General features: G+C 72.6%; 19 protein-coding genes and 2 pseudogenes. 7 read left to right on the top strand and 14 right to left on the bottom strand.

The genetic code is table 11. From position 1 onward, the window contains the following. Nucleotides 1-92: 92 nt before the first annotated feature. The 4 genes from AC5P09_RS06985 to AC5P09_RS06970 all read right to left on the bottom strand — a co-directional run bounded on the left by AC5P09_RS06985 (nucleotide 93) and on the right by AC5P09_RS06970 (nucleotide 4,507). Nucleotides 93-815: a 3'-5' exonuclease gene (locus tag AC5P09_RS06985; protein WP_493872947.1), complete on the bottom strand. Its 723-nt coding sequence runs from the start codon at nucleotides 813-815 to the stop codon at nucleotides 93-95. 110 nt (nucleotides 816-925) lie between these two features. Beyond that, nucleotides 926-2,167, bottom strand: coding sequence for a DUF5919 domain-containing protein (locus AC5P09_RS06980; protein WP_493873008.1), 1,242 nt, complete (start codon nucleotides 2,165-2,167; stop codon nucleotides 926-928). 102 nt (nucleotides 2,168-2,269) lie between these two features. Beyond that, entirely contained in the window at nucleotides 2,270-3,583 is a 1,314-nt protein-coding gene (locus AC5P09_RS06975) for a copper amine oxidase (protein ID WP_493872946.1), read from the bottom strand. A 99-nt stretch (nucleotides 3,584-3,682) separates the two neighbouring features. Then, complete coding sequence (locus AC5P09_RS06970) at nucleotides 3,683-4,507, bottom strand: Tat pathway signal sequence domain protein (RefSeq protein WP_493872945.1); 825 nt, start codon at nucleotides 4,505-4,507, stop codon at nucleotides 3,683-3,685. 194 nt (nucleotides 4,508-4,701) lie between these two features. Between AC5P09_RS06970 and glgX the strand changes: the two genes are divergently transcribed. The 3 genes from glgX (at nucleotide 4,702) to AC5P09_RS06955 (ending at nucleotide 10,943) form a co-directional block, all read left to right on the top strand. Next, entirely contained in the window at nucleotides 4,702-6,819 is a 2,118-nt protein-coding gene (gene glgX, locus AC5P09_RS06965) for a glycogen debranching protein GlgX (RefSeq protein ID WP_493872944.1), read from the top strand. A 98-nt stretch (nucleotides 6,820-6,917) separates the two neighbouring features. Beyond that, nucleotides 6,918-9,266, top strand: coding sequence for a malto-oligosyltrehalose synthase (gene treY / locus AC5P09_RS06960; RefSeq protein WP_493872943.1), 2,349 nt, complete (start codon nucleotides 6,918-6,920; stop codon nucleotides 9,264-9,266). 426 nt (nucleotides 9,267-9,692) lie between these two features. Further along, complete coding sequence (locus AC5P09_RS06955; protein WP_493872942.1) at nucleotides 9,693-10,943, top strand: M14 family zinc carboxypeptidase; 1,251 nt, start codon at nucleotides 9,693-9,695, stop codon at nucleotides 10,941-10,943. 95 nt (nucleotides 10,944-11,038) lie between these two features. Here AC5P09_RS06955 and AC5P09_RS06950 read toward each other — a convergent pair whose 3' ends face one another. The 3 genes from AC5P09_RS06950 to AC5P09_RS06940 all read right to left on the bottom strand — a co-directional run bounded on the left by AC5P09_RS06950 (nucleotide 11,039) and on the right by AC5P09_RS06940 (nucleotide 13,562). Next, on the bottom strand, nucleotides 11,039-11,458 hold the full coding sequence (locus AC5P09_RS06950) for an SSI family serine proteinase inhibitor (RefSeq protein ID WP_493872941.1): 420 nt from the start codon (nucleotides 11,456-11,458) through the stop codon (nucleotides 11,039-11,041). Beyond that, nucleotides 11,455-12,819, bottom strand: a complete 1,365-nt coding sequence (locus AC5P09_RS06945) for a M14 family zinc carboxypeptidase (RefSeq protein ID WP_493873007.1) — start codon at nucleotides 12,817-12,819, stop codon at nucleotides 11,455-11,457. The genes AC5P09_RS06950 and AC5P09_RS06945 overlap by 4 nt, the downstream gene beginning before the upstream one ends. A gap of 191 nt (nucleotides 12,820-13,010) precedes the next feature. After that, on the bottom strand, nucleotides 13,011-13,562 hold the full coding sequence (locus AC5P09_RS06940) for an FHA domain-containing protein (RefSeq protein WP_493872940.1): 552 nt from the start codon (nucleotides 13,560-13,562) through the stop codon (nucleotides 13,011-13,013). 173 nt (nucleotides 13,563-13,735) lie between these two features. On the opposite strand from AC5P09_RS06940, the gene treZ reads away from it, so the two are divergent. Next, nucleotides 13,736-15,481: a malto-oligosyltrehalose trehalohydrolase gene (gene treZ, locus AC5P09_RS06935; protein WP_493872939.1), complete on the top strand. Its 1,746-nt coding sequence runs from the start codon at nucleotides 13,736-13,738 to the stop codon at nucleotides 15,479-15,481. A gap of 52 nt (nucleotides 15,482-15,533) precedes the next feature. Here treZ and AC5P09_RS06930 read toward each other — a convergent pair whose 3' ends face one another. Next, on the bottom strand, nucleotides 15,534-16,472 hold the full coding sequence (locus AC5P09_RS06930; RefSeq protein WP_493872938.1) for an aminoglycoside phosphotransferase family protein: 939 nt from the start codon (nucleotides 16,470-16,472) through the stop codon (nucleotides 15,534-15,536). A 61-nt stretch (nucleotides 16,473-16,533) separates the two neighbouring features. Beyond that, nucleotides 16,534-17,660: pseudogene (locus AC5P09_RS06925) on the bottom strand (aminopeptidase P family protein). Nucleotides 17,661-17,915: 255 nt separating this feature from the next. Here AC5P09_RS06925 and AC5P09_RS06920 point away from each other — a divergent pair. After that, a pseudogene (locus tag AC5P09_RS06920) lies at nucleotides 17,916-18,133 on the top strand (phosphodiesterase); the annotation flags it as partial. A 35-nt stretch (nucleotides 18,134-18,168) separates the two neighbouring features. Here AC5P09_RS06920 and AC5P09_RS06915 read toward each other — a convergent pair. Next, nucleotides 18,169-18,786, bottom strand: a complete 618-nt coding sequence (locus tag AC5P09_RS06915; RefSeq protein WP_493872937.1) for a PDZ domain-containing protein — start codon at nucleotides 18,784-18,786, stop codon at nucleotides 18,169-18,171. Nucleotides 18,787-18,919: 133 nt separating this feature from the next. After that, nucleotides 18,920-19,786, bottom strand: a complete 867-nt coding sequence (locus AC5P09_RS06910; protein ID WP_493872936.1) for a LysR family transcriptional regulator — start codon at nucleotides 19,784-19,786, stop codon at nucleotides 18,920-18,922. Nucleotides 19,787-19,880: 94 nt separating this feature from the next. Here AC5P09_RS06910 and AC5P09_RS06905 point away from each other — a divergent pair, with 94 nt between their 5' ends. After that, entirely contained in the window at nucleotides 19,881-20,606 is a 726-nt protein-coding gene (locus AC5P09_RS06905) for a CTP synthase C-terminal region-related (seleno)protein (RefSeq protein ID WP_493872935.1), read from the top strand. Nucleotides 20,607-20,616: 10 nt separating this feature from the next. Here the strand turns inward: AC5P09_RS06905 and cyc2 are convergent, their stop codons facing one another. Then, nucleotides 20,617-22,773 carry a germacradienol/geosmin synthase Cyc2 gene (gene cyc2 / locus AC5P09_RS06900; RefSeq protein WP_493872934.1) on the bottom strand — a complete coding sequence of 719 codons (2,157 nt, stop codon included), beginning with the start codon at nucleotides 22,771-22,773 and terminating at the stop codon, nucleotides 20,617-20,619. Between the two features lie 168 nt (nucleotides 22,774-22,941). Here cyc2 and AC5P09_RS06895 point away from each other — a divergent pair, with 168 nt between their 5' ends. Continuing rightward, the gene (locus tag AC5P09_RS06895) at nucleotides 22,942-24,186 is read left to right on the top strand and encodes an endonuclease/exonuclease/phosphatase family protein (RefSeq protein ID WP_493872933.1); all 1,245 of its coding nucleotides are present in this window, start codon (nucleotides 22,942-22,944) and stop codon (nucleotides 24,184-24,186) included. Here the strand turns inward: AC5P09_RS06895 and AC5P09_RS06890 are convergent. Further along, nucleotides 24,179-24,934, bottom strand: a complete 756-nt coding sequence (locus tag AC5P09_RS06890; protein ID WP_493873006.1) for an ABC transporter ATP-binding protein — start codon at nucleotides 24,932-24,934, stop codon at nucleotides 24,179-24,181. The two genes, AC5P09_RS06895 and AC5P09_RS06890, sit on opposite strands and share 8 nt — an antisense overlap. 8 nt (nucleotides 24,935-24,942) lie before the next feature. Then, the gene (locus AC5P09_RS06885) at nucleotides 24,943-25,992 is read right to left on the bottom strand and encodes an ABC transporter permease (RefSeq protein WP_493873005.1); all 1,050 of its coding nucleotides are present in this window, start codon (nucleotides 25,990-25,992) and stop codon (nucleotides 24,943-24,945) included. Nucleotides 25,993-25,999 lie beyond the last annotated feature (7 nt).

Raw genomic sequence — 25,999 nt, 5'->3', positions numbered from 1 at the left:
GCCTCATCGACCACGAGCCCGAGGGCCCCACCGACAAGGTCTGCGCGCTGCGCGGACACCCCGCTTCCGAAGCCGCGAAGTGACGCCCGGCATCAGACCGGCTCGTCCGCCGGTTCCCGCAGTGGCCAGGTGCCGTCCACCAGCGCGCTCGTCTCGCCCTTGCGGCGCAGGAAGCTCTGGAAGTCCGCCGCCCACTCGGCGTACCACTCGATCTGGCGGCGGTGCAGTTCCGCCGGGCCGAGGGCGGCGATCTTGGTGTGGCGGCCGGCTATCGCGCCGGCCAGCCGGGCCGCGGCGAGGGCGTCCGCCGAGGCGTCGTGGGCGTCGTCGAGCGGGACGCCGTACTCCGTGCAGACCGCTTCGAGGTTGCGCTTGCCGCGGCGGTAGCGGTCGGCCCATCGGTCGATCGTGTACGGGTCGACGACCGGGGCGGGATCGACGCCGCCCAGGCGGTCACGCAGGGACGGCAGGTCGTACCTGCGCAGTTCCGCGGCGAGCAGGGTCAGGTCGAAGGCCGCGTTGTAGGCGACGACCGGCACGCCCGTCTTCCAGTACGCCACGAGGACCTCGGCGATCGCGTCCGCGACCTGGTCGGCCGGGCGGCCCTCGGTGGCCGCGCGCTCGTTGCTGATGCCGTGCACCGCCACCGCGTCCGCCGGGATCTCCACGCCCGGATCCGCCAGCCATTCCCGGCGCCCGACGGGCTGCCCGTCCTTGACCTCGATCACGGCAGCCGTGACGATGCGCGCCTCGCGCGGATCGGTCCCGGTCGTCTCCAGGTCGAAGCCGATCAGCAGCTCCCGGTGCCAACCCATGGGTGGTCCCCCTTCGTGGTGGTGCTTTCCCCCAGTGGTCTCCACGATCCCATGTGCCACTGACAATCCGAGGACCGCATTCCGCTTACGGACGTGCGCGGGGGGACAGTTCAGGACACCGGGCGCGAATCCGCCCAGGCCACCTCGAACTCCTCGCGGTAGGTGGGGAAGAGACCGGCCTCGTCGTCGACCTCGTCCGACTTGACCAGCTTGCTCCCGCCGCGCAGGACCAGGACCGGTGCCTCCATGCCCCGCGAGCGCCTCAGATAGGACTGCACCACGGCGATGCCGTCCGAGCCGTCGCCGTCGACGAGGTATGCCGTGAAGCGGGGCGTCTCGTCGTAGACCTGGATCTCGAAGGCCCCGGGGTCGCGCAGCTTGGAGCGCACCCGGCGCATGTGCAGGATGTTCATCTCGACCGCGCGGCTCATCTCGCCCCGTTTGATGCCGAGTTCACGCTCGCGCCGCTTGACCGCGCTGGAGGCCGGGTTCAGGAACAGCAGCCGTACCCGGCAGCCGGACTCGGCCAGGCGGACCAGGCGGCGGCCGGAGAAGTTCTGCACGAGCAGGTTGAGGCCGATGCCGACGGCGTCGAGCCGGCGGGCGCCGCCGAAGATGTCCTCGGCGGGGAACTGGCGCATCAGCCGCACCCGGTCGGAGTGCACGGCGACCACGTCCCCGTACCGGTCGCCCACGAGGTCCTCGACCGCGTCGACGCGCAGTCGGCGCGCGGAGGGCACGTCGCCGGCCGTGCCGAGGATCTCCAGCAGCCGGGACGAGGCCCGCTCGGCCTGGCCCAGGACGGCCTCGGACAGGGCCCGGTTGCGCGAGACGACGTTGCGGGTGACCTCCAGCTCGTCCAGAGCGAGTTCGACGTCCCGGCGCTCGTCGAAGTAGGGCTCGAAGCACGGCCAGTGCTGCACCATCAGCTCACGCAGCTGGGGCAGGGTGAGGAAGCTGAGGACGTTGTCGTCCGCCGGGTCGAGCAAGTAGCCCTTGCGGCGGCTGACTTCGCGCACGGCGACCGCGCGCTGGACCCACTCCTGCCCGGCGGGACCGGCGGCGGCGACCACCCAGTCGTCGCCGTGGACGGGTTCGTAGATCGGGCGCAGAACGGCGGCCACGACCGCGCGCAGCCGCTGTTCGACGAGGTTCAGCCAGATGTAGGCCCGTCCGGCCCGCTGGGCGCGCGTACGGACCTCGCGCCAGGCGTCGGCGTCCCAGTCCAGCTCCGGCCCGATGGCACCTACATCCATCGGCCGGGCCAGGGACACCGTGCCGGGCGGGACGTCTGTGGAGTGCCCCTCGTGACCCTCGTCACCAGGGGGCAGCTCCCGCCCTCCCGAGCCCACCCGCGCACCGCCTTCCGCTCCCCCGAGCACTACCCGTCTCAACGATCAAGGAAGGGTACTCCGGGAGCGGTGGGCGGTGCAGCCGGATGGACAGGTCGTTTCTCAACTACCGTTCGCCGGACGTCCGTTCTCACCGGCGAGGGCGGGCGGAGTGAGCGGATTCATAGCGGTGACGTCACGCGGGGCGATGGAGAAGCCCTGCCAGTGGACCGGCATGGGCTGCTGGTCCTCGTCCCGGGCTATGTGGTGGAAGCCGACGTTCACCCAGGCCACGGGGTGGGTGAGGGTCTGTCCGTTCACCCACTTGTCGACGGACTTGGGATGGGTCCGGGCGCAGCGCGGGTTGTTGCTGGCGAACAGCTCGCACTTGTTGTACTGGGTGAAGTAGACGTCGTGCTGGGTGAAACTGCGGCCCGGGTAGCGGGTGGTGGGGCCGGGGACGATCTCGTACGAGCGCGCGTGCCCGTCCTTGTTCTTGCCGGTCGCGCTGACCATGCGCCACCAGCGGTAGGCCTTGGCGTCGCCGGCGCGTTCCTTGGTGACCTTGGTGCGGGTGGTCTTGGTGGTCGGGGTCAGCCGGCCGCGGGTGGTGACGGCCGAGTCGTACTGCTCGACCCGGTTCTTGGTGGAGCCGTCGAGGGCGAAGTCGAGCCGCCAGAAGGCGTTGTGGCTGTGGCTGGTGGCCTTGCCCTTGGCACCCTTGCCGATGGGCCAGCCGCGCCCGTCGCCCGCGTCGTAGTCGAACGGGGAGAGGCTGCCGGTCGCGCCGACGTTCATGTTGATCGTGCCGTCGTCCTGGAAGCGCCACTCGGTCATGTACTCGTACCAGCCGACCTGGTTGACCGTGTAGACGAGCAGGTCCTTGCCCTGGGCCTGGTAGACCTTGTTCCCGGTGTCGCTCTGCATGCGGTAGGCGTGGCCGCGGGAGCGCGTGGTGGTGCACAGGCCCTTGACGTTCGGGTTCTCACCCGGGTATTGGTCCGGGATCTTGACGGTCTTGATGGTGCCGCCGGGGCACTCGGCCGGCGCCAGTGGCATCAGGTCCTTGGCGAAGTCCTGGCCCGTCAGGTCGTCGTACTCCTCCTTCCCGTCGTCGTACGGGACGTGGATCTGGCCGAGCCGGGCGCTGTTGAGGACCTTGATCGGCTTGGTCTCGCCCTTGGGCTGGTAGGAGACGTCGTCCAGGACGAGGCCGGCCATGCCGTCGTAGCGCCAGCACATCCGCCAGGTCGTGCCGGTGGAGAGCTTCTGCTCGATGCGGTAGGCGGCGCTGCAGTCGGCGGCCGCCGCCGCGGCGGCTCTCGGCTGGGCGGCGGCCGGTCCCGTGCCGGTCGTCAGACCGGCGGCCAGCGCGGCCACGGCGAGGCCGAGGGCGGCGGGCCGCTTGCGGGCACGGCTGATGGTGTTCACACGCATGAAGAAGTGACTCCCTCGCAGGAGGTGCAGGTTCGAAAGGTGGACGAAAGCCGGACGAAGGCCGGAGGCACGTCGGCAGAAAGCCGGAAGAAGGCCGGCTCAGCGGTCGAGCTCGGCGACCTTGCGGGCGCTCAGGTCGATCACCAGGGACCTGGTGTCGATCCACGGCCCGTTCTTGACCTTCGGGAACAGCCGCACGCAGCGGTGCTCGCCGCACTTGTCCAGTGCGGCGGACTGGGCACCCGGCGCGGCCCGGTAGACGCCGCCGCTCAGCCGCAGCTGGTCCGGGGAGGTGAGTTCCCGGCCGGTGGCGTCCTTGTAGTCCGCCTTGAGGCCCGCGCCCAGCGGGTCGGCGATCAGGAGCCTCGCCGCCTCGATGGTCTCGGCACGGCTCGGCGGCGGCTGGACCCCCCGCTGCTCGCTGGTCCCCACGACCTTCCCGGAGTCGAGGTCGACCGTCTTGGTGACGAGGGTGTCGTCCCGGTAGTCGTAGAACGTCACGTCGGCGCGCCGGGGCGCGTCGGTGGCGTCGGCCTCGTCCGCTTCCGGTTCGGCGACGTCGACGGTGAGGCGCTGCGGGCCGCGCTCGCCCTCGACGTCCTCGGTGGCGTTGAACAACTGCTGGTTCACCGCGATCCGCTCGACCCGCGCGATCTCGTCGTCGGTCAGCGGGTCGCTGCCCTGCCCCTTGTCGCCCTCGGCCGGGGCCTGCTCGACGACACCGGGCGCCACGGCCGCGCCCTGCTCCTGGCCCTGGCCCTGTCCTGTCTCCTGCGCGGACCGGCTGTCCGCCCGTCCGCCGTCCGTGTCGTCGGCCCCCGCCGACCCCGGTAGCGTGATGCCGACCATCACGGCGGTCGAGGCCACCGCGATGGCCGTACCGGCCACCACCTTGCCGAGATGGCGGCGCACTGTGTCGCGCACGTCTTCCCCCTGCTCCCCCACGATCCCGGGAGTATGAATTTGCCCCACTGGTTCGGCATACCGGCCACGTGTGACGGGGTATGCACTGGTCGCCCGGTAAGAGGGACCCAAGTCATAGGTGGTTCCATCACTTTCGTGGACACTCGGGGCCAAGGCGCCCCCAGCGGCGCGGGACACCTGGAAGAGTCGTATCCATGCAGGTCTGGCCTGGAGAGGCGTATCCGCTCGGCGCCACGTACGACGGCGCCGGCACCAACTTCGCGGTCTTCTCGGAGGCCGCGGACCGAGTAGAGCTGTGTCTGCTGCACGACGACGGCTCGGAGACGGCGGTGGAACTGCGGGAGAGCGACGCGTTCGTACGGCACGCGTATCTGCCCGGCGTCATGCCGGGACAGCGGTACGGCTTCCGGGCGCACGGCCCGTACGCCCCCGAGCGCGGTCTGCGCTGCAACTCGGCGAAGCTGCTGCTCGACCCGTACGCGCGCGCGATCAGCGGTTCGATCCACTGGGGCGAGGAGGTGTACGGCTACCACTTCGACGCGCCCGACCGGCGCAACGATCTGGACTCGGCGCCGCACATGATGGCGTCGGTCGTGGTCAACCCGTACTTCGACTGGGGCGACGACCGGCGGCCGCGCACCGAGTACCACCACACGGTGATCTACGAGGCGCACGTCAAGGGCCTCACGATGCGGCATCCGGGGCTCCCGGAGGAGCTTCGCGGCACCTATGCCGCGCTCGCGCACCCGGCGATCATCGAGCACCTCACCGAGCTGGGCGTCACGGCGCTGGAGCTGATGCCCGTCCACCAGTTCGTGAACGACCACCGGCTGGTCGACATGGGGCTGAACAACTACTGGGGCTACAACACCATCGGCTTCTTCGCCCCGCACAACGCGTACGCCTCCTGGGGCGACCGCGGCCAGCAGGTCCTGGAGTTCAAGTCGGCGGTGCGGGCGCTGCACGAGGCCGGTATCGAGGTCATCCTGGACGTGGTCTACAACCACACCGCCGAGGGCAACCATCTGGGCCCGACGCTGTCCTTCAAGGGCCTCGACAACCCGCAGTACTACCGCCTGGCGGACGATCCCCGCTACTACATGGACACCACGGGTACCGGGAACTCGCTGCTCATGCGGTCCCCGCACGTCCTGCAGCTGATCATGGACTCGCTGCGGTACTGGGTCACCGAGATGCACGTCGACGGGTTCCGCTTCGACCTCGCGGCCACCCTGGCCCGGCAGTTCCACGAGGTGGACCGGCTGTCGTCGTTCTTCGACCTGGTGCAGCAGGACCCGGTGGTCTCCCAGGTGAAGCTGATCGCCGAGCCCTGGGACGTCGGCGAGGGCGGCTACCAGGTGGGCAACTTCCCGCCGCTGTGGACCGAGTGGAACGGCAAGTACCGCGACACCGTACGGGACCTGTGGCGCGGCGAGCCGCGCACGCTGGCGGAGTTCGCGTCCCGGCTGACCGGCTCGTCCGACCTGTACCAGGACGACGGGCGGCGCCCGCTCGCCTCGATCAACTTCGTGACCTGCCACGACGGCTTCACCCTGCACGACCTGGTCTCGTACAACGAGAAACGCAACCACGCCAACGGCGAGGACAACCGGGACGGCGAGAGCCACAACCGGTCCTGGAACTGCGGGGCCGAGGGTGAGACCGACGACCCGGCCGTGCTGGAGCTGCGGTCGAGGCAGATGCGGAACTTCATCGCCACGCTGATGCTCTCCCAGGGCGTCCCGATGATCAGCCACGGCGACGAGGTCGCGCGCACCCAGCGCGGCAACAACAACGCCTACTGCCAGGACAGCGAGCTGGCCTGGGTGCGGTGGCCGGAGGCCGACGGGCCCGACCGTGAGCTGCTGGACTTCACGCGCGCGATCGTGCGGCTGCGCAAGGAGCATCCGGTCTTCCGCCGGCGGCGCTTCTTCCACGGCCGGCCCGTGGAGGGCACGCACGACGAGCTGTCGGACATCGCCTGGTTCACTCCCGAGGGCAAGGAGATGACCCAGCGGGACTGGGACCGCTCGCAGGCGTCCGCGCTGACGGTGTTCCTGAACGGCAACGCGATCTCCGAGCCGGGCGCGCGCGGGGAGCGGATCACCGACGACTCGTTCCTGCTGATGTTCAACGCCTCGCCGAAGACCCTGGAGTTCGTGGTGCCGGTCAACCACGGCCGGCAGTGGCAGGTCCTGGTCGACACCGCCCGCACGGACGGGGTGCCGCCGGGCACGGTGGCGAAGGTGCAGGCCGGGGACCGGCTGACGCTGGTGGACCGGAGCATGGTCGTGTTGCAGCGGCCGGTCTAGGAGGGCGTCACGCGCGCGTGCCTGTTGTCGGGCACGCGCGCGTGCGCACACGGAGTGTCGATGACACGAAAGGCGGCCGGGCGGGTACGTAGGTCTGCATGACACCTGAGCGATCTGACCCGGCGGTGCCGACGGCCACCTACCGGCTGCAGCTGCAGCCCGAGTTCCCGTTCGCGGCCGCGGCGGCGGCCGTGCCGTACCTGGCCTCGCTCGGCGTCTCGCATCTGCACCTGTCGCCCGTCCTGGAGGCCGTCCCGGGCTCGGCGCACGGCTACGACGTCGTGGACCACGCGCGCGTGCGCGAGGAACTCGGCGGCGAGGAGGGGCTGCGGGCGCTGGCGCGCACCGCGCGGGAGCACGGGCTCGGCCTGGTCGTGGACATCGTGCCCAACCACATGGCCATGGCCCCGCGGCACAACCGCGCCCTGTGGGAGGTTCTCCGGGAGGGCCCCAAGTCGTCGTACGCGCGCTGGTTCGACATCGACTGGGAGGCGCAGGGCGGCCAGGTGCTGCTGCCGGTGCTCGGGCACCCGCTCGGCTCGGAGATCGAGCACCTGGAGGTCGACGGGAAGCTGCTGCGCTACTACGACCACGTGTTCCCGCTGCGCGAGGGCACCGAGGAACTGCCGCTGCCGCAGCTGCTGGACGCGCAGTGGTACCGGCCGGTGTGGTGGCGGCTGGCGCGTACGGAGCTCAACTACCGGCGTTTCTTCAGCATCTCGGAGCTCATCGGGGTCCGGGTCGAGGACCCGGAGGTGTTCGAGGCCACCCACGCCAAGATCCTGGCGCTGCTCCACGAGGGCGTGATCGAGGGCCTGCGCATCGACCACCCCGACGGCCTCGCCGACCCCGACGCCTATCTGCTGCGGCTGCACGAGGCGACCGGCGGCCGCTGGACGGTCGTGGAGAAGATCCTCTCGGACGGGGAGCCGCTGCCGGCCTCCTGGCCCGTCGCGGGCACCACCGGCTACGACGCCCTGCGGCACGTCGACGGCCTCTTCGCGGATCCGGCGGGGGCCGGGGAACTCCTCGGCCAGTACCGGCGGTTCGCGGCCCCGCAGACGGACCGGGGCGGGGACTGGGAGGCGACCGTGCGGCGGGCGGCGTACAAGGTGCTCACGCACGAGCTGGCGACGGAGACCGACCGGCTGACCCGGGTGGCGAGCCGCCTGTGCGCCCTGTCGCCGGAGCCGGCGCTGCGCGACCGCGCGCCCTGGGCGCTGCGCACCGCGCTCCAGGAGCTCCTCGTCCGCCTGGAGGTCTACCGGCCGTACGCCTCCGGGGACGCGGCCCGGATCGTCACCGAGGAGGCCGCGGCCGAGGCCCGGCTCGCCTTCGTCGTCCCCGAGGAGGCCGGCGCGGTCGACGTCGTGCGCGACCTGGTGCTCGGGCGGTACGGCGACGGGCCCGCGTTCGTGGAGTTCCAGGCCCGGTTCGCGCAGACCTCGTCGGCGCTGCGCGCCAAGTCCGTGGAGGACACGGCGTTCTACCGCTATGTGCCGCTGCTGTCGGCGACCGAGGTGGGCGGGAACCCGGGCAGGCCCGCCGTCTCCCCGGAGGACTTCCACGCCTACTGCGCGCGCGTGCAGCGCGACTGGCCGGTCTCCGGGACGGTGGTGTCGACCCACGACACCAAGCGCAGCGCCGACGTACGGGCGGCCCTGGCGGTGCTCACCGAGTGTCCGCAGCGCTGGGCCGACGTCCTGGCCGAGGTCACACGCACCGGCGAGGGCGTGCCGGACGCACAGCTCGCGTGGGCGGCCTGGCAGACGGTGTTCGGACTGGGGCGGGCGGACGCCGAACGCGTCCAGGAGGCCCTGCTCAAGCATGTGCGCGAGGCCGGCCTGTACACGAGCTGGACGGAGCAGGAGCCCGCGTACGAGGAGGCGGTGGCGGCGTTCGTCGCGGCGGGGCCGTGCGGGGCACCGGGGGAGCAGGTGACCGCCTTCCGGAGCCGGCTGGAGCCCCGCATCCGCGCCAACCTGCTCGGCACGGCCCTGGTCCATCTGACGATGCCGGGGGTGCCGGACCTCTACCAGGGCACGGAGAGCGAGTACCGCGCCCTGGTCGACCCGGACAACCGCCGGCCCGTGCCATTCCCCCCGGAGCATCCCGGCGCCAAGGAGGCGCTGACGCGGGCGGCACTGGGCCTGCGCGCCCGCCGCCCCGACGTCTTCGGCGACTCGGCGAGCTACGCGCCCCTGGCCGCCGAGGGCCCGGCGGCGGCCCACTGCGTGGCGTTCACGCGCTCCGGAGCGGTCCTCACGGCGGTGACCCGGTTGTCGCTGCGGCTGGCGGAGGCGGGCGGCTGGCGGGACACCCTGCTGCCGCTGCCGCCGGGCCGGTGGGCGGACGTCCTGGCTCCGGAACGGGAGTTCACGGGGCACGCGCGCGTGGCGGAGCTTTTCGAGGGGCTGCCGGTGGCGTTGCTGGAGCGGGTGGGCTGAGTTGGGCGAGAGGGGCCGACGGAGGGGGCGTGCGTCACTCGCCCCACACTGCGGCCCTGTCCTCGCGACCGGCGTGCGCCCGCGCGCGCTCCCGGGGCTCGTGTCGGAGGGACGGCGTGTGGTGGCGAGTAGTGGCGATTGGCGGGGCGCCGGCCGCCGAGGGGCTCGGCGACGGCGTATACGCGCGTGGACGCACGGCGGTCGGTGCGGGGTGCCCGGTTCCGGCCGGGTGTGGGCCGCGGCAGGGGTGGGTCCGGGCCCGCTGGCACGGCGGACCGGGCGCTCGCGACCCCGCCGTCACGCACGGCTCTACTTGCTGCCGGTAAATGCATCTGGGCGCCCCCTGGAGCCTCCCCCTTGCCGTCCTTGACACGTCAACGGGAGCGTGGGGTACTGCGATGGCGAAGCCGGGCGGATGTGACGGGGGTGAGTCTCCTGCCGGAGCTGCGTTACCCCACGGTGACCGAACTGGTCGCGTCCGCACGGGCGTTGGCCGCCCACCGGCCCGGCGTGTGCGCGCTGAGACAGGTGGGCGCCTCCCGGGCGGGCAGGCCCCTGCACCTGCTGTCCGTGGGCCATGCCCGCCGTGCCGTGCTGGTGGTCGCGGGGGCCCACTCCAACGAGCCGACCGGCGGCGCCACGCTCCTCGCGGTCGCCGAACGGGTGCTGTACGAAGGGGAGTTACGCACCGACACGTCCTGGCACTTCCTGCTGTGCGCCGATCCCGACGGGGCGAGCCTGCATGTCACCCCGGCGCCCCGCAGCCTGTTCGACTACCACCTCGGGTTCTTCCGGCCCGCTGGACCGGAGCAGCCGGAGTGGTCTCCCTCCGTGCTGCCGCCCGACCGGCTGCCGCCCGAGACGCGCGCCCTGACCGGCGTCATCGACGAACTGCGCCCCTACCTCCAGGTGACTCTGCACGGGACCGACCTGGGCGGCAGCTGGGTGCAGTTGACGAAGAACGTGCCGGGTCTCGCCGAGCCGTTCGCCAAGTCCGCGGCGGAGCTGAACATCCCGGTGGAGACGGGCGCCTCGGACGCCGCGGGCTGGCCCGCCACCGGACCCGGCGTGCACGTCATGCCGTCGCCGGGCGCGGGTGCGGCGTACCCGAGCATGCCGGACGACGCACGGCACAGCACCTGGTACCACGCCCACCGGTACGGCGGTCTGACCGCGGTCGTCGAGGTGCCGATGTGGGCGAGCGACCTGGTGGACGACCCGGCGCCGCATCCGGCACCGGGCGCGGCGCTGCGGCAGCTGGCGGGCCGGCTGCTGCGGGACTCGCGGGCGGTGGAAGAGGCGCTCGCCGACGCGCTGCCCCGTCTGCAGGGGGACGACGGGCCCCTGACGAGGGCGGCCAAGTGGGGGCTCGAGCTGGTGCCGGGGCTGGCCGCGGACTGGATCCACACCCCGCCCGCCGACAACACCAGGGCGTACGTCGGCAGTGTGGACGCCTTCGCGCGCCGGGTGCCGCTGCGGGCGGCGGCCATGCTGCTGCGGGTGCTCCAGGAGACCGACGACCCTGCGGCACCACGTCTTGAGAGGCTCGTCGCGACCTGGAGCCACGCCTTCGCGGAACGCTTCCGGGCCCGCTGGGTGCCCTTGGAGCACCAGGTCGAGCACCAGTCCCGCACGGTCGTCGCGGCGGCGCTGTACGCACGCGACCTGACGGCGTGAGCAGCCGTACGGGATCCGTGGCCACGCGCGCGTGAGGAGCGGCCGTACGGGGTGCGCCGCCACGCTCTGCGTGCAGCGCCTCACCCCGTGCGGCGTCAGCCGTCCAGCGCGAAGACCGCCCCCGTCCGTGCCCCCAGGACGCACATGTTGGAGAAGGTCTCCTTGTACTCGACAGGCCGCCCTCGCCACTCTCCGCGCGCGTGGGCGGTCACCGGCGCGTAGATCATCGGGCAGTACACCTCCCGGGTCGGGACGGCACCGATGTCGCCGCCGGCCGTCTCGAGTTGTGCGCAGGCCTCGGCGGCGCGCCCGTGGCCCTGGGGCGGGTCGCACAGCAGCAGGGTGCCGCGGGTGTCGCTGGAGCGGGTGTCGCCCGTGGTGAGGGTGACGAAGAGCCAGTCGCCCCGGGCGGACTCCTGGGAGGTCGCCTGCGCCGGGGCGGCGGTGGCGAGGAGGAGGGCGGCCGCCGCGAGCAGGCCGCCCCGTACCGCTGTCGTCGTGGTCGTGTACGTCATTCCCGATGCATCGGCACGGCGGGCTCGGAACCCCACCCCGACTCACCCGAACGGGAGCGGGCGGGCGCGTGCCGACCGGCGAGCTCGAACGCGGCGAGTACGACCCGCGACTGGTACTCCACCTGGCGCGCGACCGGGATCCAGCGCGCCCCGCAGCCGTCGCGGTAGTCGGCACACCACCCGTCGACCAGCCGGTCCAGCTCCGGCAGGGCGCCCGCCGGGTCGGTGCCGGAGCGGGTCACGAGCTGGTGCAGCAGCCCCGCCGTCCGCAGGGCGAGGCGTCGTCCGGCGATGCGCAGGGCGGTCAGGTGGGCGGTGCTGAGGGGCGGCAGCGGGCGCTCGCCCGCTGCGATGTCGGGGTCCCACGCGTCGGCGAGGCCCGGGCAGACCAGTAAATAGTCCTCGACCGGGGCGAGCAGGCGGGCCGCGTCGGGGTTGGCGGCGAGGTGGGGCCGGATCCGGGCGAGGATCCGCTCCAGGAGGTGTGTGTCGTGGCGCAGGGTGTGGCTGACGGTGCGCAGCACCGCGGCGGCGTCGGCGGGCGGTGTGCCGTCCTCCACGGCGGCCACGCCCCACATCGGCGCCTCGACGACGGCGGTCACCGTGCCGTGCCGGTGCGGGTGGAACCAGGTGGACTCGACGGCGGCCTCGGTGATCGCGGCGGCCAGGTCGGTCGGCCTGGGCGGGGGTATTCGGTAGACGGCGGGACCGAGATTCGGCCAGTACAGGGTGTCGTACGGGCCGAGTTCGCGCGGTATGCCGAGGCGGGCCGCGGTGTGCGCGACGCGCTGCGCGAGGCCGGGCAGGTCGCGGGTGAGCTCGACGAAGCCGCCGCCGACGTCCACGCCGTGCAGCGAGCACTGGAAGAAGGGCCGCAGTTCGTCCTGGAGGTCGAGCAGGGCCCGGGTCTCGGGCAGTACCGCGTCGGCCGCGCCGTCGGGCAGCCATTCGGGCTGTTCCAGGAAGCCGGGGCGGAAGAAGTTCCGGAAGTAGTGGCCGAGGGTGTACGGACCGCTCAGCCAGCGTTCGTTGCGGCGCAGGCCGTCGGGGTCGAGGCAGAGCAGCAGGTTCCAGGTGGCGTCGGCGCCCGCGGTGAGGCTGGGGTCGGCGAGGGCCCGCTCGGCCAGCCTGAGGACGGTGGCGCCGCCCACGGGCTCGTTGGCGTGCGGTCCCGCCACGACGAGGGCCTGGCGGCTGCCGTGACCGACGGAGAGGAGCCACATGGGGGTACCCGCGCGGGAGGTGCCCGCCCGGCGCAGTCGGGCGTCCTCGGGGTGGCGGGCGACGAGGGCAGCCGCCCGGGCGCCGAGCTCGTCGACGGTCGGGTAGCGGAGGAGTGGCGGCAGGGCACACCTCCACATGTGGTGCCGTCGGTTCACCTGATGTGCATGGTGTACGCACAGTCAGTCACGACTTGACGGGTACGTCAACACCATGAAGAGCAAAGGGACTTGAGGCACAGCAGTGCGTCAACCATGGGCCAGAGCTAAGCGTTGACTCAGTGAACTCGACGGACTCCGCGGACTCCGCGGACTCCGCGGACTCGGCGGACTCAGTCGGTCGCGAGCCGGAAGGCCATGCGTCCGAACCCGACCTGGTCGCCCTCGCGGACGACGGCCGCGCCGATGACCCGCCGCCCGTTCACCGTCGTGCCGTTGGTCGAGCCGAGGTCGCGCAGCACCCACATGCCGCCCTGGCGGCTGAGTTCGGCGTGCACCCGGGACACCGTCTCGTGGGTCAGCCGCAGCCCGTTGGCGGGGTCGCGGCCGATACGCAGGGCGTGGCCGGCGCCGGGGTGCGGCAGCAGCAGCTTGGGCAGCCGCTCGGCCTGCCAGGCCCTGCGCAGCCGTACGGTGAAGCCGGAGACCGCCTCGACGGTGCCGAACACCAGGCGCGAGAGACGGTTCTCCGTGGGCAGGTCGGCAGTGAGCACCGCGAGCTCGTCGGAGCGGCGGGCCAGGAGCGCCAGTTCCATCCGCCGCACGAACGTGTCGTGCGAGAGCCGGCCCATCGCGACGCCGTCACGGAGCACCTGCAGCGCCTTGTCGCGCTCCGCGTCGGACAGCCGCGCGGGGTACGTGTTGAACTCGAAGGACGACGTCACGTTCGTGATTGTCGGACAGGGGACGCCGGGTGTCCAGAAAACGCGGAAACGGCCGCCACGCGCGCGTACCTGGCGACACCTGCCGCGATGGGGCGGATTCACCGGCGTATTGATCGCGTTTGAAGCACGATGGACGGGCTACATCACGGTGAGCAGACGAAGGGGAACCGTCCGTGCAGTTCGAGGTGTGGGCACCGCAGGCCGATCGTGTGACGCTCCAGTGCGACGGCGTCACGCGCGCGTTGGAGCGCGATCCGGGGCGCGTGGGCTGGTGGTGGGGAGAGGCGGACGCGCGGGAGGGATCACGGTACGGCTTCGCGGTGGACGACGGTCCCGTGCTGCCCGACCCGCGGTCGCGCCGGCAGCCGGACGGGCCGGACGGGCTCAGTGCGGTCGTCGAGCACGAGCGGTACGCGTGGCGCGCCGAGTGGGCGGGCCGTCCCCTGCCGGGTGCCGTGCTGTACGAGCTGCACGTGGGCACGTACACGCGCGAGGGCACCCTGGACGCGGCGGCCGAGCGGCTCGGGCATCTCGTGGAACTGGGCGTCACCCACGTCGAGTTGATGCCGCTGTGCCCCTTCCCCGGGCGGCACGGCTGGGGGTACGAGGGGGTGTCGCTGTGGGCGGTGCACGAGCCGTACGGCGGCCCCGAGGCGCTGAAACGCTTCGTCGACCGGGCGCACGAGCTCGGTCTGGGCGTGGTCCTGGACGTGGTGCACAACCACCTGGGCCCGTCCGGCAACTACCTCCCCGCGTTCGGCCCGTACTTCACGGACACCCACCACACGCCCTGGGGTTCCGCGATGAACCTGGACGCGCCCGGTTCGGACGAGGTGCGGGCGTATCTGCTGGGCAGTGCGCTGGCGTGGCTGCGCGACTACCGGATCGACGGGCTGCGCCTGGACGCGGTGCACGCGCTGGCGGACACGCGCGCGTGTCACTTCCTGGAGGAACTGTCGACCGCCGTGGACGGCCTCGCCGCCGACCAGGGCCGTCCCCTCTTCCTCGTCGCCGAGTCGGACCTGAACGACCCGCGACTGGTCACCCCGCGCGCGGAGGGCGGCCTCGGGCTGCACGCGCAGTGGAACGACGACTTCCATCACGCCCTGCACGCCGCGCTGACCGGCGAGTCCCAGGGCTACTACGCCGACTTCGCGCGCGCCCCGCTCGCGGCGGTCGCCAAGACGCTCACCGGCGGGTACTTCCACGACGGCACGTACTCCAGCTTCAGGGACAGACACCACGGGCGCCCCCTGGACCGCAACCGCGTCGCGGCGCACCGTCTCCTCGGCTACACCCAGACCCACGACCAGGTGGGCAACCGCGCCCAGGGCGACCGCCTGTCCGCCTCCCTCTCCCCCGGCCTGCTGGCCTGCGCGGCGACGCTGACGCTCACCTCGCCCTTCACACCGATGCTGTTCATGGGCGAGGAGTGGGCGGCGGGCACCCCCTGGCAGTTCTTCACCGACCACACCGACCCCGAGCTCGCCGATGCGGTACGGCGCGGCAGGCGGCGGGAGTTCGCCCCGCACGGCTGGGCCGAGGAGGACGTCCCGGACCCGCAGGACCCCGCCACCCGTGACCGCTCCTGCCTCGACTGGTCGGAGCCGGAGAGGGAGCCCCACGCGCGCGTGCTGGCCTGGTACCGCCGGCTCATCGCCCTGCGGCACGAGCAGGCGGACCTCACGGATCCGGACCTCGCCGACACCAAGGTGGCCTACGACGAGGACAGCCGGTGGCTCGCCTTCCGCCGCGGTGACGTCCGTGTGGTCGTGAACCTCGCCAAGGAGCCGGCGGCGATCCCCCTCGGCTCCCGCCCCGCGCGCGTGCTCGCCGCCTGGGAGCCCGTCGAGGCGTCGGCGCCGGACGGGATGCTGCGCGTTCCCGGGGAGTCGTGCGTGGTGCTGCTGCAGGACTGACAGGGCTGAGAGAACTGGCCGGCACCGGCGCCCGGCCGAGGTCTCCGTACCGCTACTCGTCCGTCTCCTCGTCCCGCAGTTCCGTCACCCGTTCCAGCAGGATCGCCTCCCAGGCGCGTCGTAGCCGGGTCCTGAGGAGCGGGAGAGGGGTGTCGTCGCGGCCCTGAAGGCGGGCGGCGAGCTGGACGACCGTGTCGCAGCGGGCCAGCCACAGGCCGCGCAGGCAGGGGCGGGCGCCGTAGCCGGCGAGGGTGGCGGCGCGGACGGCGGCCGGGGAGCCGACGGCGCAGGCGAGGCCGGCGATGTCCTCGGCGGGGTCGCCGACGACGGCGTCGGTCCAGTCCAGGACCCCGCGCACCCGGCCGTCGGCGCTGACCACGAGGTGGTCGCCGGTGAGGCCGTGGTGGACGAGGACCGCGCTGCCGGACTGGGCGGCGAGCTGGACCGCGGCCGGGGCCGTGAGCTGCTGGAGGCGGGCGGGGTCGAACTCGTCGGCCTTGGCGAGGCGTTCGGCCGCGCGCTCGGCCTCCCGGCGCAGGGCCTCCAGGGAGCGCGGTCCGGCGCGCGGCACCCCGAGGGCCTCCGCCTGCCGGACCGGCACCTCGCGCAGGCCCGTGAGCAGCCCGGCCAGGTCGGCCTCGCCGACGGCGGACACGTCGTGGTCCTCCCCGGAGCCGCCGGGCAGCTTCGTGTCCAGCGTGTACGTCAGCCCGGGCGCCCACTCGCCGTGCGCCACGCTCGTCGGCACCGCGACCGGCAGGTGGGGGCGGACGAGGTCGCGCAGGCGCAGCTCGCGGCGTCGGCGGGCGGCTGCCTCGCGGTCGGGGGCGAGGCGCAGCACATGGCGCGTGCCGACCCACCAGGTGGCGGGCTCGCCGCCCTCGGCGGCGGGCCGCACGTCGGGGCCGCCGGTGTCGGCCGCGCCCTCCTTGAGCAGGGTGCGGACCAGCCGGCGGACGGTGTCCGCGGTGGGTGTCGGTGCCTGGGTCATGGTCGCGCCGTTGTCGTTCCTGAGGACGTAGGGGCTTCCTGCTCGTACTGTCGCTGCTGCGTCAGTCCACTATCACCATCTCGCGGGTCGTGTCGTTGAGGCGGCGGCCGCCGTCCTCGGTGACGGTGACGATGTCCTCGATGCGTACCCCGAACCGGCCCGGCAGATAGATGCCGGGTTCCACGGAGAAGCACATGCCGGGCACCAGGGGCCGCTCCTCGCCCTCGATCATGTACGGCGGCTCGTGCGTGGTGACGCCGATGCCGTGGCCGGTGCGGTGGATGAAGTACTCGCCGTACCCGGCGTCGGCGATGACCGCGCGGGCGGCCCGGTCGACCTCCTGGCAGGCGACGCCGGGCCGTACCGCACGGAAGCCCGCCTCCTGGGCCGCGCGCACCAGGTCGTGGATGCGGCGTTCCTCGTCGGTGGGTTCACCGACGTGGACCGTGCGGGAGGTGTCGGAGCCGTAGCCGTCCTTGAGGCCGCCGAAGTCCAGGACGACCATGTCGCCGCGCTCGACGACCCGGTCGCCCACCTCGTGGTGCGGGTTGGCGCCGTTCGGGCCGGAGGCGACGATCGTGAAGTCGACCTGTGCGTGGCCGTGTTCCCGCAGCAGCGGTTGAGGTCCGCGGCGATCTCGGACTCCCTGCGGCCGGCGAAGGGAACGTTCCGGATGCCCTCGAACGTTGCGTCCGCGGCCGCGGCCGCGGCCGCCAACAGCTCCAGCTCCGCCGCGTCCTTGACGGCGCGCAGCATCGGCAGGGCCTCGGTGAGGGAGGCGTAGGAGGTGCCGGGCAGCGCCTTCTGCAGTCCCAGGAGGTGCATCGCCCAGGCGTTGTCGCTGATGCCGAAGCTGCCGGAGGCGTCGAGGAGGGCGGCGGTGGCGGCGTAGGGGTCCTTGCCGTCGGTCCAGTCGCGCAGGGTCAGGGCGGACGCCCCGGGCGCCTTCGCGGCGTCCGGGGCCTCCAGGGTGGGGACGACGAGGACGGGATCCTGTCCGGGGGCGAGGACCAGCAGGGTGAGCCGTTCGGTGGTCGCGGTGGGCGCGTAGCCGGTGAGCCAGACCAGGTCCGGTCCCGGTGCCACCAGCAGCCCGGCCAGCCCGGTCTCGGCGGCCGCCCGCGCCGCGCGTTCCATACGGGCCCTGTAGTCGTCGGCGGTGAAGGGCGCGGCCGTACTGCCGGTCATCCGGGCCTCCCGGGGCGGGTGAAGGGACTACGGGCAGCATCCTGCCCGGACAGCGGGGGCGGCGCGAGCCGGTTGTCAGGTCTTTCGGACGCGCCGACGGCCTTTTCTCCTGACGTCCGAGCGTTGCACAACCATTAATCCTAATGTTTGATCGCCATAATCCATTAGACGCACCCACGGGGAGGCACCTGCCGTGCCCGTACTCGCGCACATCAGCGATCTGCATCTGGACGGAAGCACCCGGGCGACCGAACGCGTCCCGAGACCGCCGGACTGATCACCGGTCACGCGCACACGCCCGCCGCGACGGTGTTCGCCGGGCTGCCGCTGGTCGTCGGGCCGGGGTGACCTGGACGCTGCGGCTGCCCTGGGAGGGCGAGCGGATCGCGGACCGGGACGCTCCGGTCGGGCTGGCCTTTCATGTGCTGGACGACGAGGGGCGGCTGACGAGTCACTTCCGGGTGGTCACGTGACGGTGCCGGGGACGACCGTCAACTGCTCCGGGTAGTCACGTGACGACACCCGGCACGACCGTCAACTGCTGGTAGCCGCCGCTACGGTGGCGGACCGTCAGCACGACCTCCTTGCCGGGGCGGGCGGCGGCGACCGCTCGGGCGAGGTCGGCCGCCGAGTCGACCCGGGTGCGGCCGAACACGAGGAGTACGTCGCCGCGGACCAGGCCCGCCGAGAACGCCGGGCCGGGGACGTGAACGCCGACGACCTGGGCGCCCGCCTTCTCGGCGTCCACGGCCTCCAGGCCGAGGGTCACACCGACGGGCGCCGGGGAGGCGGTCGCGGTCGAGACGGAAGGTCCGGGGCGCGCCGAAGCCGACGCGCTCCCCCGGCCGTCCGACGCTCCCGGCACCGCCTGCCCCGGCCGCCCCTGCTCCCCCGCCTGCCGCTGGAGTTCGGCGAGCTTGCTCAGGCCGATCACCGTGGCACCGACCGTGCCGAGGCCGACGCCGGACAGGACCAGGACCGTGCCGACGGACAGGGCGAACAGCAGGGCCCTCAGCCGCCGGCCACGCCGGCGCGCGGCGTGCGGGCGCCGGGCCGTGCCGGGCTTGGTGCCGCCGCCGGGTTCCCGGCCGGGCATCGGCTTGGGACGCAACGCAGTCTGTTCCATGGATCGCCTCCGGCTGGTGCGGATCGCCTCCGGCGGTTGCGGATCGATCCCGCCTGTTGATCTACCCGGCGCACCGGCGCACCACGAGCCACGAACGAGTGAGACTGACCCTCGGTCAAGGGCGGGAAGGTACTCACTTCCGCCCCACCAGCACCTCCATCAACCGGGCCGCCGCTCCCCGCGGCGCCCCCGTGCACACCAGTTCCGTCCGGTGCACGACCCGCGGCTCGGTGACCGGGACGGCGACCGCGCCGGGCACCCCGGCGGCCACCGACCGGGGCAGCAGGGTCAGGCCGTGGCCCGCGGCGGACAGGGCGGTCAGGACGCGCACGTCGGTGCCCTCGTAGCGCAGGGCGGGCCGGAAGCCGTGGCCGCCGCCCGCCGCACGGAGCTGGGCGAGCGGCAGGCCCGCGTCGGGGGCGTCCAGCCAGCGGGCGGCGGAGAGGTCCGCGAGGCGCAGTCCGGTGCGCCGGGCCAGCGGATGGGCGGCGGGCAGCAGGACGCACACGGGTTCCTCGCCGACGCCGTGCGTGGTCAGCGGGGCCACGTCGGGCAGCCGCAGCGGATCGCTGGGCGCGGCCAGGCCGTCGACCAGGCCCAGGTCGGCGGTGCCGGTGGCGACGGCCGCCGGGATCCCTTCGCGGGCCAGCACCCGCACCGTCACCCCGGCGGCGGGCAGCGCGGCGACGGCACGCGGGCCGAGGGCGGTCGGTGTGGCGGCGAGCGTCAGGCCGTGCTCCGAGGCCGCCGCCATCCGTACGACGTCCGCGCGGGCCGCGTCCAGGCGCAGCAGCAGCGGGCCCGCGTGTTCGAGGAGCCGCTCGCCGGCCGCGGTGGGCACGACGGGGCGGCGGGTGAGCAGCGGTGCGCCGAGGTCCTGTTCGAGGGCCGCGATGTGCTGGGACACCGCCGACTGGGTGTAGCCCAGCGTGCGGGCGGCCTCCGAGAAGGAGGAGAGACGGGCGACGGTGACGTAGGTGCGCAGCAGATGCGGGTCCATGTCGGCCAGGATCCCGCACCCCATCAGCTCCGCTTATCGAGGGTGCAGAAATCATCGTTGGACGTGAACTCCGGGCCGCGCACAGGATGAGCCCATGACCACCACCACAGCCCGGCTCGCCCTTGTCGGCGACCGCTCCCCCAACGTCGTGTCCCACACCCGCATCCCGCTCCTGCTCGACGCCCTCGCCGAGCGCGACCGGCTCGTCCTGGACGCCTACTGGATCCCCTCCGAGGAGGCGGCGGAGGAGGGCGCCGTGCGCGGGTTCGACGCGGTGTGGGTCGTACCCGGCAGCCCGTACCGCAGCGAGACCGGCGTGCTGGCCGCGATCCGTACCGCGCGCGAGGCGGGGATTCCGTTCCTGGGCACGTGCGGCGGATTCCAGCACGCGCTCCTGGAGTACGCCCGTGCCGTGTGCGGTCTGACGCGGGTGGCGCACGCCGAGAACGACCCGGACGCCGACGACTTCCTCATCGAGCCGCTGGCCTGTTCGCTCGTTGGCCACGAGGCCGTGGTGAGCGTCGAGCCGGGCTCGCTCGCCCAGTCCGTGATCGGCTCGGAGCGCACGGTCGAGCGCTACTTCTGCGCGTACGGCCCGACCCGCCACCTCGACACGCTGCGCGCGCACGGCATGCGCTTCTCCGGGTACGACGAGGACGGCCACGTCCGGATCGCCGAACTCCCCGGCCATCCCTTCTTCCTGGCCTCGCTCTTCCAGCCGGAACTGTCCGGCGACGGCTCGCGCCCGCACCCGATCGTCCGGGCGCTGGCGCGAGCCGCGGTGGAGCACGCTACGCGGGCCGCGGGACAGCCCGTCTGACGCCCGGACCTCAGCCGACCGGCACGACAGGGGCCCGGTCCGGCAGGAACCCGTGGGCACGGCCGGACAGCCAGTCGGCCTTGTAGCGGTCGACCTCGCGATGCCAGTTCAGGATGCCCGCCATCCAGTTCTGCAGGTCGACCACATAGCCATGCATGACCTCGCGCGCCTCGCCCGACAGCGCGAAGTCGTCGTACACGACAGGCAGTTCGTGTGCGGCGACGTGTTCGAACTGCTGCATGCGCTGGGTCATCAGGTCGTGGACGACGCCGAGCGCGGTCGGGTAGTCGATGCCGAAGAAGTTCTGCACGACGAGGATCGCGTTGTGGATCTCGCCCTCGTACTCGATCTCCTTCTGGTACGAGAACACGTCGTTGAGCAGGCAGGCGTAGTCGACGGCGGCGTTCTCCAGGGAGCGGACCGGGCCGCTGCGGTACACCTCCGGCGGGACGGCCGCGCCGTGGCCCATCCGGCACAGGCTCATGGTGAGGTCGGCGCCGAAGGTGGCGCGGCGCATCTCCAGGTAGTCGACCGGGTCGGGGATGCGGTTCTGGAGCTGGTTGGACAGCTCCCACACCCAGCTCTCGGTCATCACGTCGATCGCGGCCTTCAGGGTGCGCCGTTGGTCGGGCGTCATCTCGGCGGTCGTACGCGCCCACAGGTCGGTGAGGGCGCGCTCCATGGCGTTGAGCGGGATGACGGCCTCCTCGCCGTCGACAGGCATGCAGGCCGAGAGGCGGGCGGTGGTCAGGCGGGCGGCGGCCAGGTCGCGGCGGTGGCCGAAGACGAGGGGGTAGTAGTCGTCGCCGTAGGTGCCCCAGGCGAGCCACTGCGAGCTGAGGTCGAGGGCCTCGGGGGTCGCGTCCGGGTCGAGGCCGGCCGCGCACAGCGGGAGGTCGTACGCGGCGAGTTTGTCCTCGTCCCAGACGCCTTCCTGGAGGATGCCCATGGCGTTCACCCAGTCGGTGAGGCGGCTGCGGGCGCCCTCCAGGTGCGGGCTGAGTTCGAGCTCGAAGGGCATGTGGAAGTCGGGCAGCAGGGAGGGGCCGACCTTCTGGTACGGCACGTGGGTGTAGGCGCGCAGGCGTTCGGCGCCGGCCGCGGCGAGCAGTGCGCCGACGTCGGCGGCGGAGGTGCCGGGGCCAGTGAGTCCCTGCCACGGCTTGGTGGTCTCGGCCCGCGCGTTCATGTACCGGCTGGAGCGCAGGTGCCATTCGTGGCCGCCGGACTGCCAGTCCTGCAGTCCCTGCGTGTACTTGGCGACCGCGGTCACCTCGTCCGGGGCGAGCCCCTGTTCCAGCGCCAGGGCGGGGACCTCGGTGAGCGCGGTGTGCTCGAACTGGTGGAGGCGGGAGGTGAGGACGTCGTTGACGGTGTCGGCGGCTTCCTGGGTGGTGCAGTCGAAGAAGGTCTCCAGGACGAGCACGCCGTTGCTGAGCTCGCCCTCCTCCTCGACCTCCCGCTGGTAGGAGAACAGGTCGTTGCGCAGGTGGACGCCGTCGGAGAAGGTCTCCATCAGCACCCTGAGCGGCCTGGACCCGGCCACGGACGGGGGGACTTCGGCGGTCGCGTACTCCACGAGACCGGCCGACCAGGGGGCGCCGCCCACCTTGCGGCGCATCTCGATGTACTCGACGGGGTTGGCGATCCGCCCCTCGTTGATGTTGGACAACTCCCACAGGGACTCGTTGAGCAAGTGCTCCGTGGCCACGGCGAAACGGCGGCGCCAGTCCGCCGACATCGACGGCACGGTACGCGTCCACAGGTCGGCGAGGCCCGCCTCGACCGGGTTCTGCGGTTCGGGCATCGGCGTCGAGAGGTCCATCGGCATGAACAGCGGCAGCCGGTCCAGATAGGCCTTGCCGCCGGCGCGGTCCTGGGTGCGCTTGAAGATCTCCAGGAAGTGGTCGTCGAAGAAGAAGACCCACACGTACCAGTCGGTGATCAGCGACAGGGCCGGGCCGTCGCAGTCGGGGTGGGTGTAGGCGCAGAGCAGGCCGTAGTCGTGCGCGTCGAGGTCGGACTGCTCCCAGATCCCGGATCCCTCCAACATGCCCATGTCGCGCGCCCACTGGGTCGAGTGGGCGCGGGCCTCGTCGACATGTGGATTGAGCCGTGCGGGATACGGCATGTAGAAGTGCGGGAGTTCGAAGGGCTGCTGCGTCATGGCCGGGCCCTACCCGGGGCCCTGTGGGGGCATCCACAGGCCGGGGAATGATCACACCATCGTGTGAATCGGGGGTGAACCCGGGAGTTCTGAGCGGCACTTGTGGCGTTCACCTCTACGCGCGCAGACTTCAACAGTTCACGTGTCCGCCGTCTCACCGGAGCCCCGATGAACCACGACCCCAGAACCATCTCCCGCCGCGCCACGCTCGCCGCACTCGCCGGTGCGACCCTGGCCGGCACCACCGCGGTCCCCGCGTCGGCGACCGGCCGGCGGACCGTCCGGTTCGCCACGTTCAACGCGTCCCTGAACCGCGGCACCCAGGGCGCGCTGGTCACCGACCTGTCCACGCCGGACAACACCCAGGCGCGCAACGTGGCGGAGACCATCCAGCGCGTCGACCCCGACGTCCTGCTGGTCAACGAGTTCGACTACGACAAGGACGGCACCGCGGCCCGGCTGTTCCTGCGCAACTACCTCGCCGTGGGCCAGAGCGGGGCGCGGCCGATCCGCTTCCCGTACCACTTCACCGGCCCGGTGAACACGGGCGTGGCCTCCGGGGTGGACCTCGACGGGCGCAACGGGGCGGTGACGACGCCCGGTTCGGACGCGTACGGCCAGGACGCCTTCGGCTACGGCTGGTTCCCCGGGCAGTACGGCATGCTCGTGCTCTCCAAGTTCCCGATCGACACGCGCGCGGTGCGCACCTTCCAGCGCTTCTTGTGGAAGGACATGCCGGACAACGTCATGCCCGAGGGCTACTACAGCGACGCCGCGCGGGCGGTCCTGCGGCTCTCCTCCAAGAGCCACTGGGACGTGCCGGTGCGCCTCGGGCGCTCGGCGGCGGACACCGTGCACTTCCTGGTGTCGCATCCGACGCCGCCCACCTTCGACGGGCCCGAGGACCGCAACGGCCGGCGCAACCACGACGAGATCCGGCTGTGGGCCGACTACATCGGCGGGCGTCGGAGCAGCGCGTATCTGTACGACGACAAGGGCGGCCGGGGCGGGCTGCGGCCCGGGGCCCGGTTCGTGCTCGCGGGCGACCTGAACGCGGATCCGTACGACGGCGACAGTTACGACCATGCCGTACGGCTGCTCCTCGACCACCCGGCGGTGCGCCTGCCGTCGACGCCGCCGGCGAGTGCCGGGGGTGTCGAGGCGGCGAGGCTCCAGGGCGGGGCGAATGCCTCGCACGTCGGTGATCCGGCGTACGACACGGCCGACTTCGGGGACACCGCGCCCGGGAATCTGCGCGTCGACCACGTCATCCCGTCCAGGGGGCTGATACCGGCGGCGAACGGCGTCTTCTGGCCGACGCCGGACGACCCGCTGTACCGGCTGGTCGGGAACGGCACGACTGTGCCGACGTCGGACCACCGGCTGGTGTGGCAGGACATCCGCCTCACCTGACCTGCCCGCGTACCGCCCGCCCCACCTGAGCGCGCAGCGCCACGAACTCCGGCAGGCCCCTGGTGGCGATCTGGTCCCGGTCACCGGGGAGCCGGACCGGCAGGTCCAGGGCGATCTTCGAGGCGGGGCCCGGGGTGAGGACGACGACGCGGTCGCCGACGTAGACGCTCTCGTCGATGTCGTGGGTCACGAACACGATGGTCGTGCCGTCGGTGCGGTGGACCTCCAGGAGGAGGTCCTCCAGGTCCTCGCGGGTCTGGGCGTCCAGGGAGCCGAAGGGTTCGTCCATGAGGAGGAGGGTGGGGCGGCAGACCAGGGCGCGGGCGATGGCGACGCGTTGCTGCATGCCGCCGGAGAGCTGCCAGGGGTGGCGTCGGGCGGTGCCGGAGAGGCCGACGCGGTCGAGGATGCGGTCGGCCTCCGCGCGCCGCTCGGCCCGGCCGAGGCCCCGCCGGCGCAGCGGGAGCGCGACGTTGTCGCGGACCGTGAGCCAGGGCAGGAGGGAGCGGCCGTAGTCCTGGAAGACGACGGCCAGGCGGTCGGGGACGCCCGTGACGGGGGTGTCGTCGATCGTGACGGTGCCCTCGCGCGCGGGGAGCAGGCCGGCGATCGTGCGCAGCAGTGTGGACTTGCCGCAGCCCGACGGGCCGACGACACACAGGAGTTGGCTGTCGGGGACGGTGAGGGTGATGTCGTGCAGGACCTGGTGGTCACCGTAGTACTGGCCCACCGCCGAGAGGTCGAGCATGTGGTCGGTCACCTGGCCTTCCCGCTGCTGAGCAGCCGTCCCTCGACCGCCAGGAGGGCGGTGTTGAGCAGATACCCGAGGACGCCGAGCAGGACCAGGGCCGCCCACACGGTGAGCAGGTCGGAGCGGGACTGGGCGTCGGTGAGGGCGAAGCCGATGCCGTTCGCGGTGCCCGGCAGCAGTTCGGAGAACACCATGAGGATGAGGGAGAGCGACAGGCTGAGCCTCAGGCCCGCGAAGATGCGGGGCAGCGCGGAGGGCAGTACGAGGAACCACAGGCGTTCGGCACCGTTCAGCCGCAGGACGGCGGCGACGTCGAGGCGCAGCGGGTCGGTGTTGAGCGCCCCGGCCGCCGTGTTGATGAGCACCGGCCAGACGGCGCTGAAGGCGATCGACGCGATCTGCATCGGCGTACCGAACGCGAAGACGACGACGAAGACGGGCACCAGGGCGGGTGGCGGGACGGCCCGCGCGAACTGCAGGACGGGGTTGCACAGCGCGTACGCCCGGCGCGAGCGGCCGATCGCGATGCCGAGCGCGATCCCGGCGACGGCGGCGAGCAGGAAGCCCGCGGTCAGCCGGCCGAGGCTGGGCAGGATGTCGTCCACGGCGGCGGAGGTGAGGAACGCGTGCCGGACGGGCCCGGAGAACCACAGGTCGTGGGCATGGCGCGCGATACGGGCCGGGGGCGGGAAGTAGACGCTGCCATGGGCTCGAGCGGCCACCTCCCAGGCACCCACGGCGAGGACGAGGACGAACCAACGGAGGAGAGCGGGGTGCGCCGCGACGCGGGCACGGGGCGGGGAGGTGCCGGTAAGAGGCGGGGAGCTCCCAATACGAGGCGGGGAGGTCGGGGAGATCCCGTCTGACGCGGCGCTCCCGTCCGATACGGCGGCGCCATCGGACACGGCGCCATCGGACACGACGGTCCCGTCCAACACGGCAGTCCCGTCCAACACGGCGCCCTCCGACACGGCAGTCCCGTCCGACACGGCGCCCTCCGACACGGCAGTCCCGTCCAACACGGCGCCCTCCGACACGGCAGTCCCGTCCAACACGGCGCCC

This window comes from Streptomyces sp. a15 (assembly GCF_059026085.1).
The sequence above is the reverse complement of the archived record's forward strand: the minus strand, read 5'-3'. Positions and strand labels throughout refer to the sequence as shown.

Bases quoted from the DNA above. Each gene is read 5' to 3' on its own strand.
- AC5P09_RS06985 (WP_493872947.1), bottom strand. From the start codon at position 815: ATGGGTTGGCACCGGGAGCTGCTGATCGGCTTCGACCTGGAGACGACC.
- AC5P09_RS06975 (WP_493872946.1), bottom strand. From the start codon at position 3,583: ATGCGTGTGAACACCATCAGCCGTGCCCGCAAGCGGCCCGCCGCCCTC.
- glgX (WP_493872944.1), top strand. From the start codon at position 4,702: ATGCAGGTCTGGCCTGGAGAGGCGTATCCGCTCGGCGCCACGTACGAC.
- treY (WP_493872943.1), top strand. From the start codon at position 6,918: ATGACACCTGAGCGATCTGACCCGGCGGTGCCGACGGCCACCTACCGG.
- AC5P09_RS06950 (WP_493872941.1), bottom strand. From the start codon at position 11,458: ATGACGTACACGACCACGACGACAGCGGTACGGGGCGGCCTGCTCGCG.
- AC5P09_RS06945 (WP_493873007.1), bottom strand. From the start codon at position 12,819: ATGTGGAGGTGTGCCCTGCCGCCACTCCTCCGCTACCCGACCGTCGAC.
- AC5P09_RS06930 (WP_493872938.1), bottom strand. From the start codon at position 16,472: ATGACCCAGGCACCGACACCCACCGCGGACACCGTCCGCCGGCTGGTC.
- AC5P09_RS06915 (WP_493872937.1), bottom strand. From the start codon at position 18,786: ATGGAACAGACTGCGTTGCGTCCCAAGCCGATGCCCGGCCGGGAACCC.
- AC5P09_RS06910 (WP_493872936.1), bottom strand. From the start codon at position 19,786: ATGGACCCGCATCTGCTGCGCACCTACGTCACCGTCGCCCGTCTCTCC.
- AC5P09_RS06905 (WP_493872935.1), top strand. From the start codon at position 19,881: ATGACCACCACCACAGCCCGGCTCGCCCTTGTCGGCGACCGCTCCCCC.
- cyc2 (WP_493872934.1), bottom strand. From the start codon at position 22,773: ATGACGCAGCAGCCCTTCGAACTCCCGCACTTCTACATGCCGTATCCC.
- AC5P09_RS06895 (WP_493872933.1), top strand. From the start codon at position 22,942: ATGAACCACGACCCCAGAACCATCTCCCGCCGCGCCACGCTCGCCGCA.
- AC5P09_RS06890 (WP_493873006.1), bottom strand. From the start codon at position 24,934: ATGCTCGACCTCTCGGCGGTGGGCCAGTACTACGGTGACCACCAGGTC.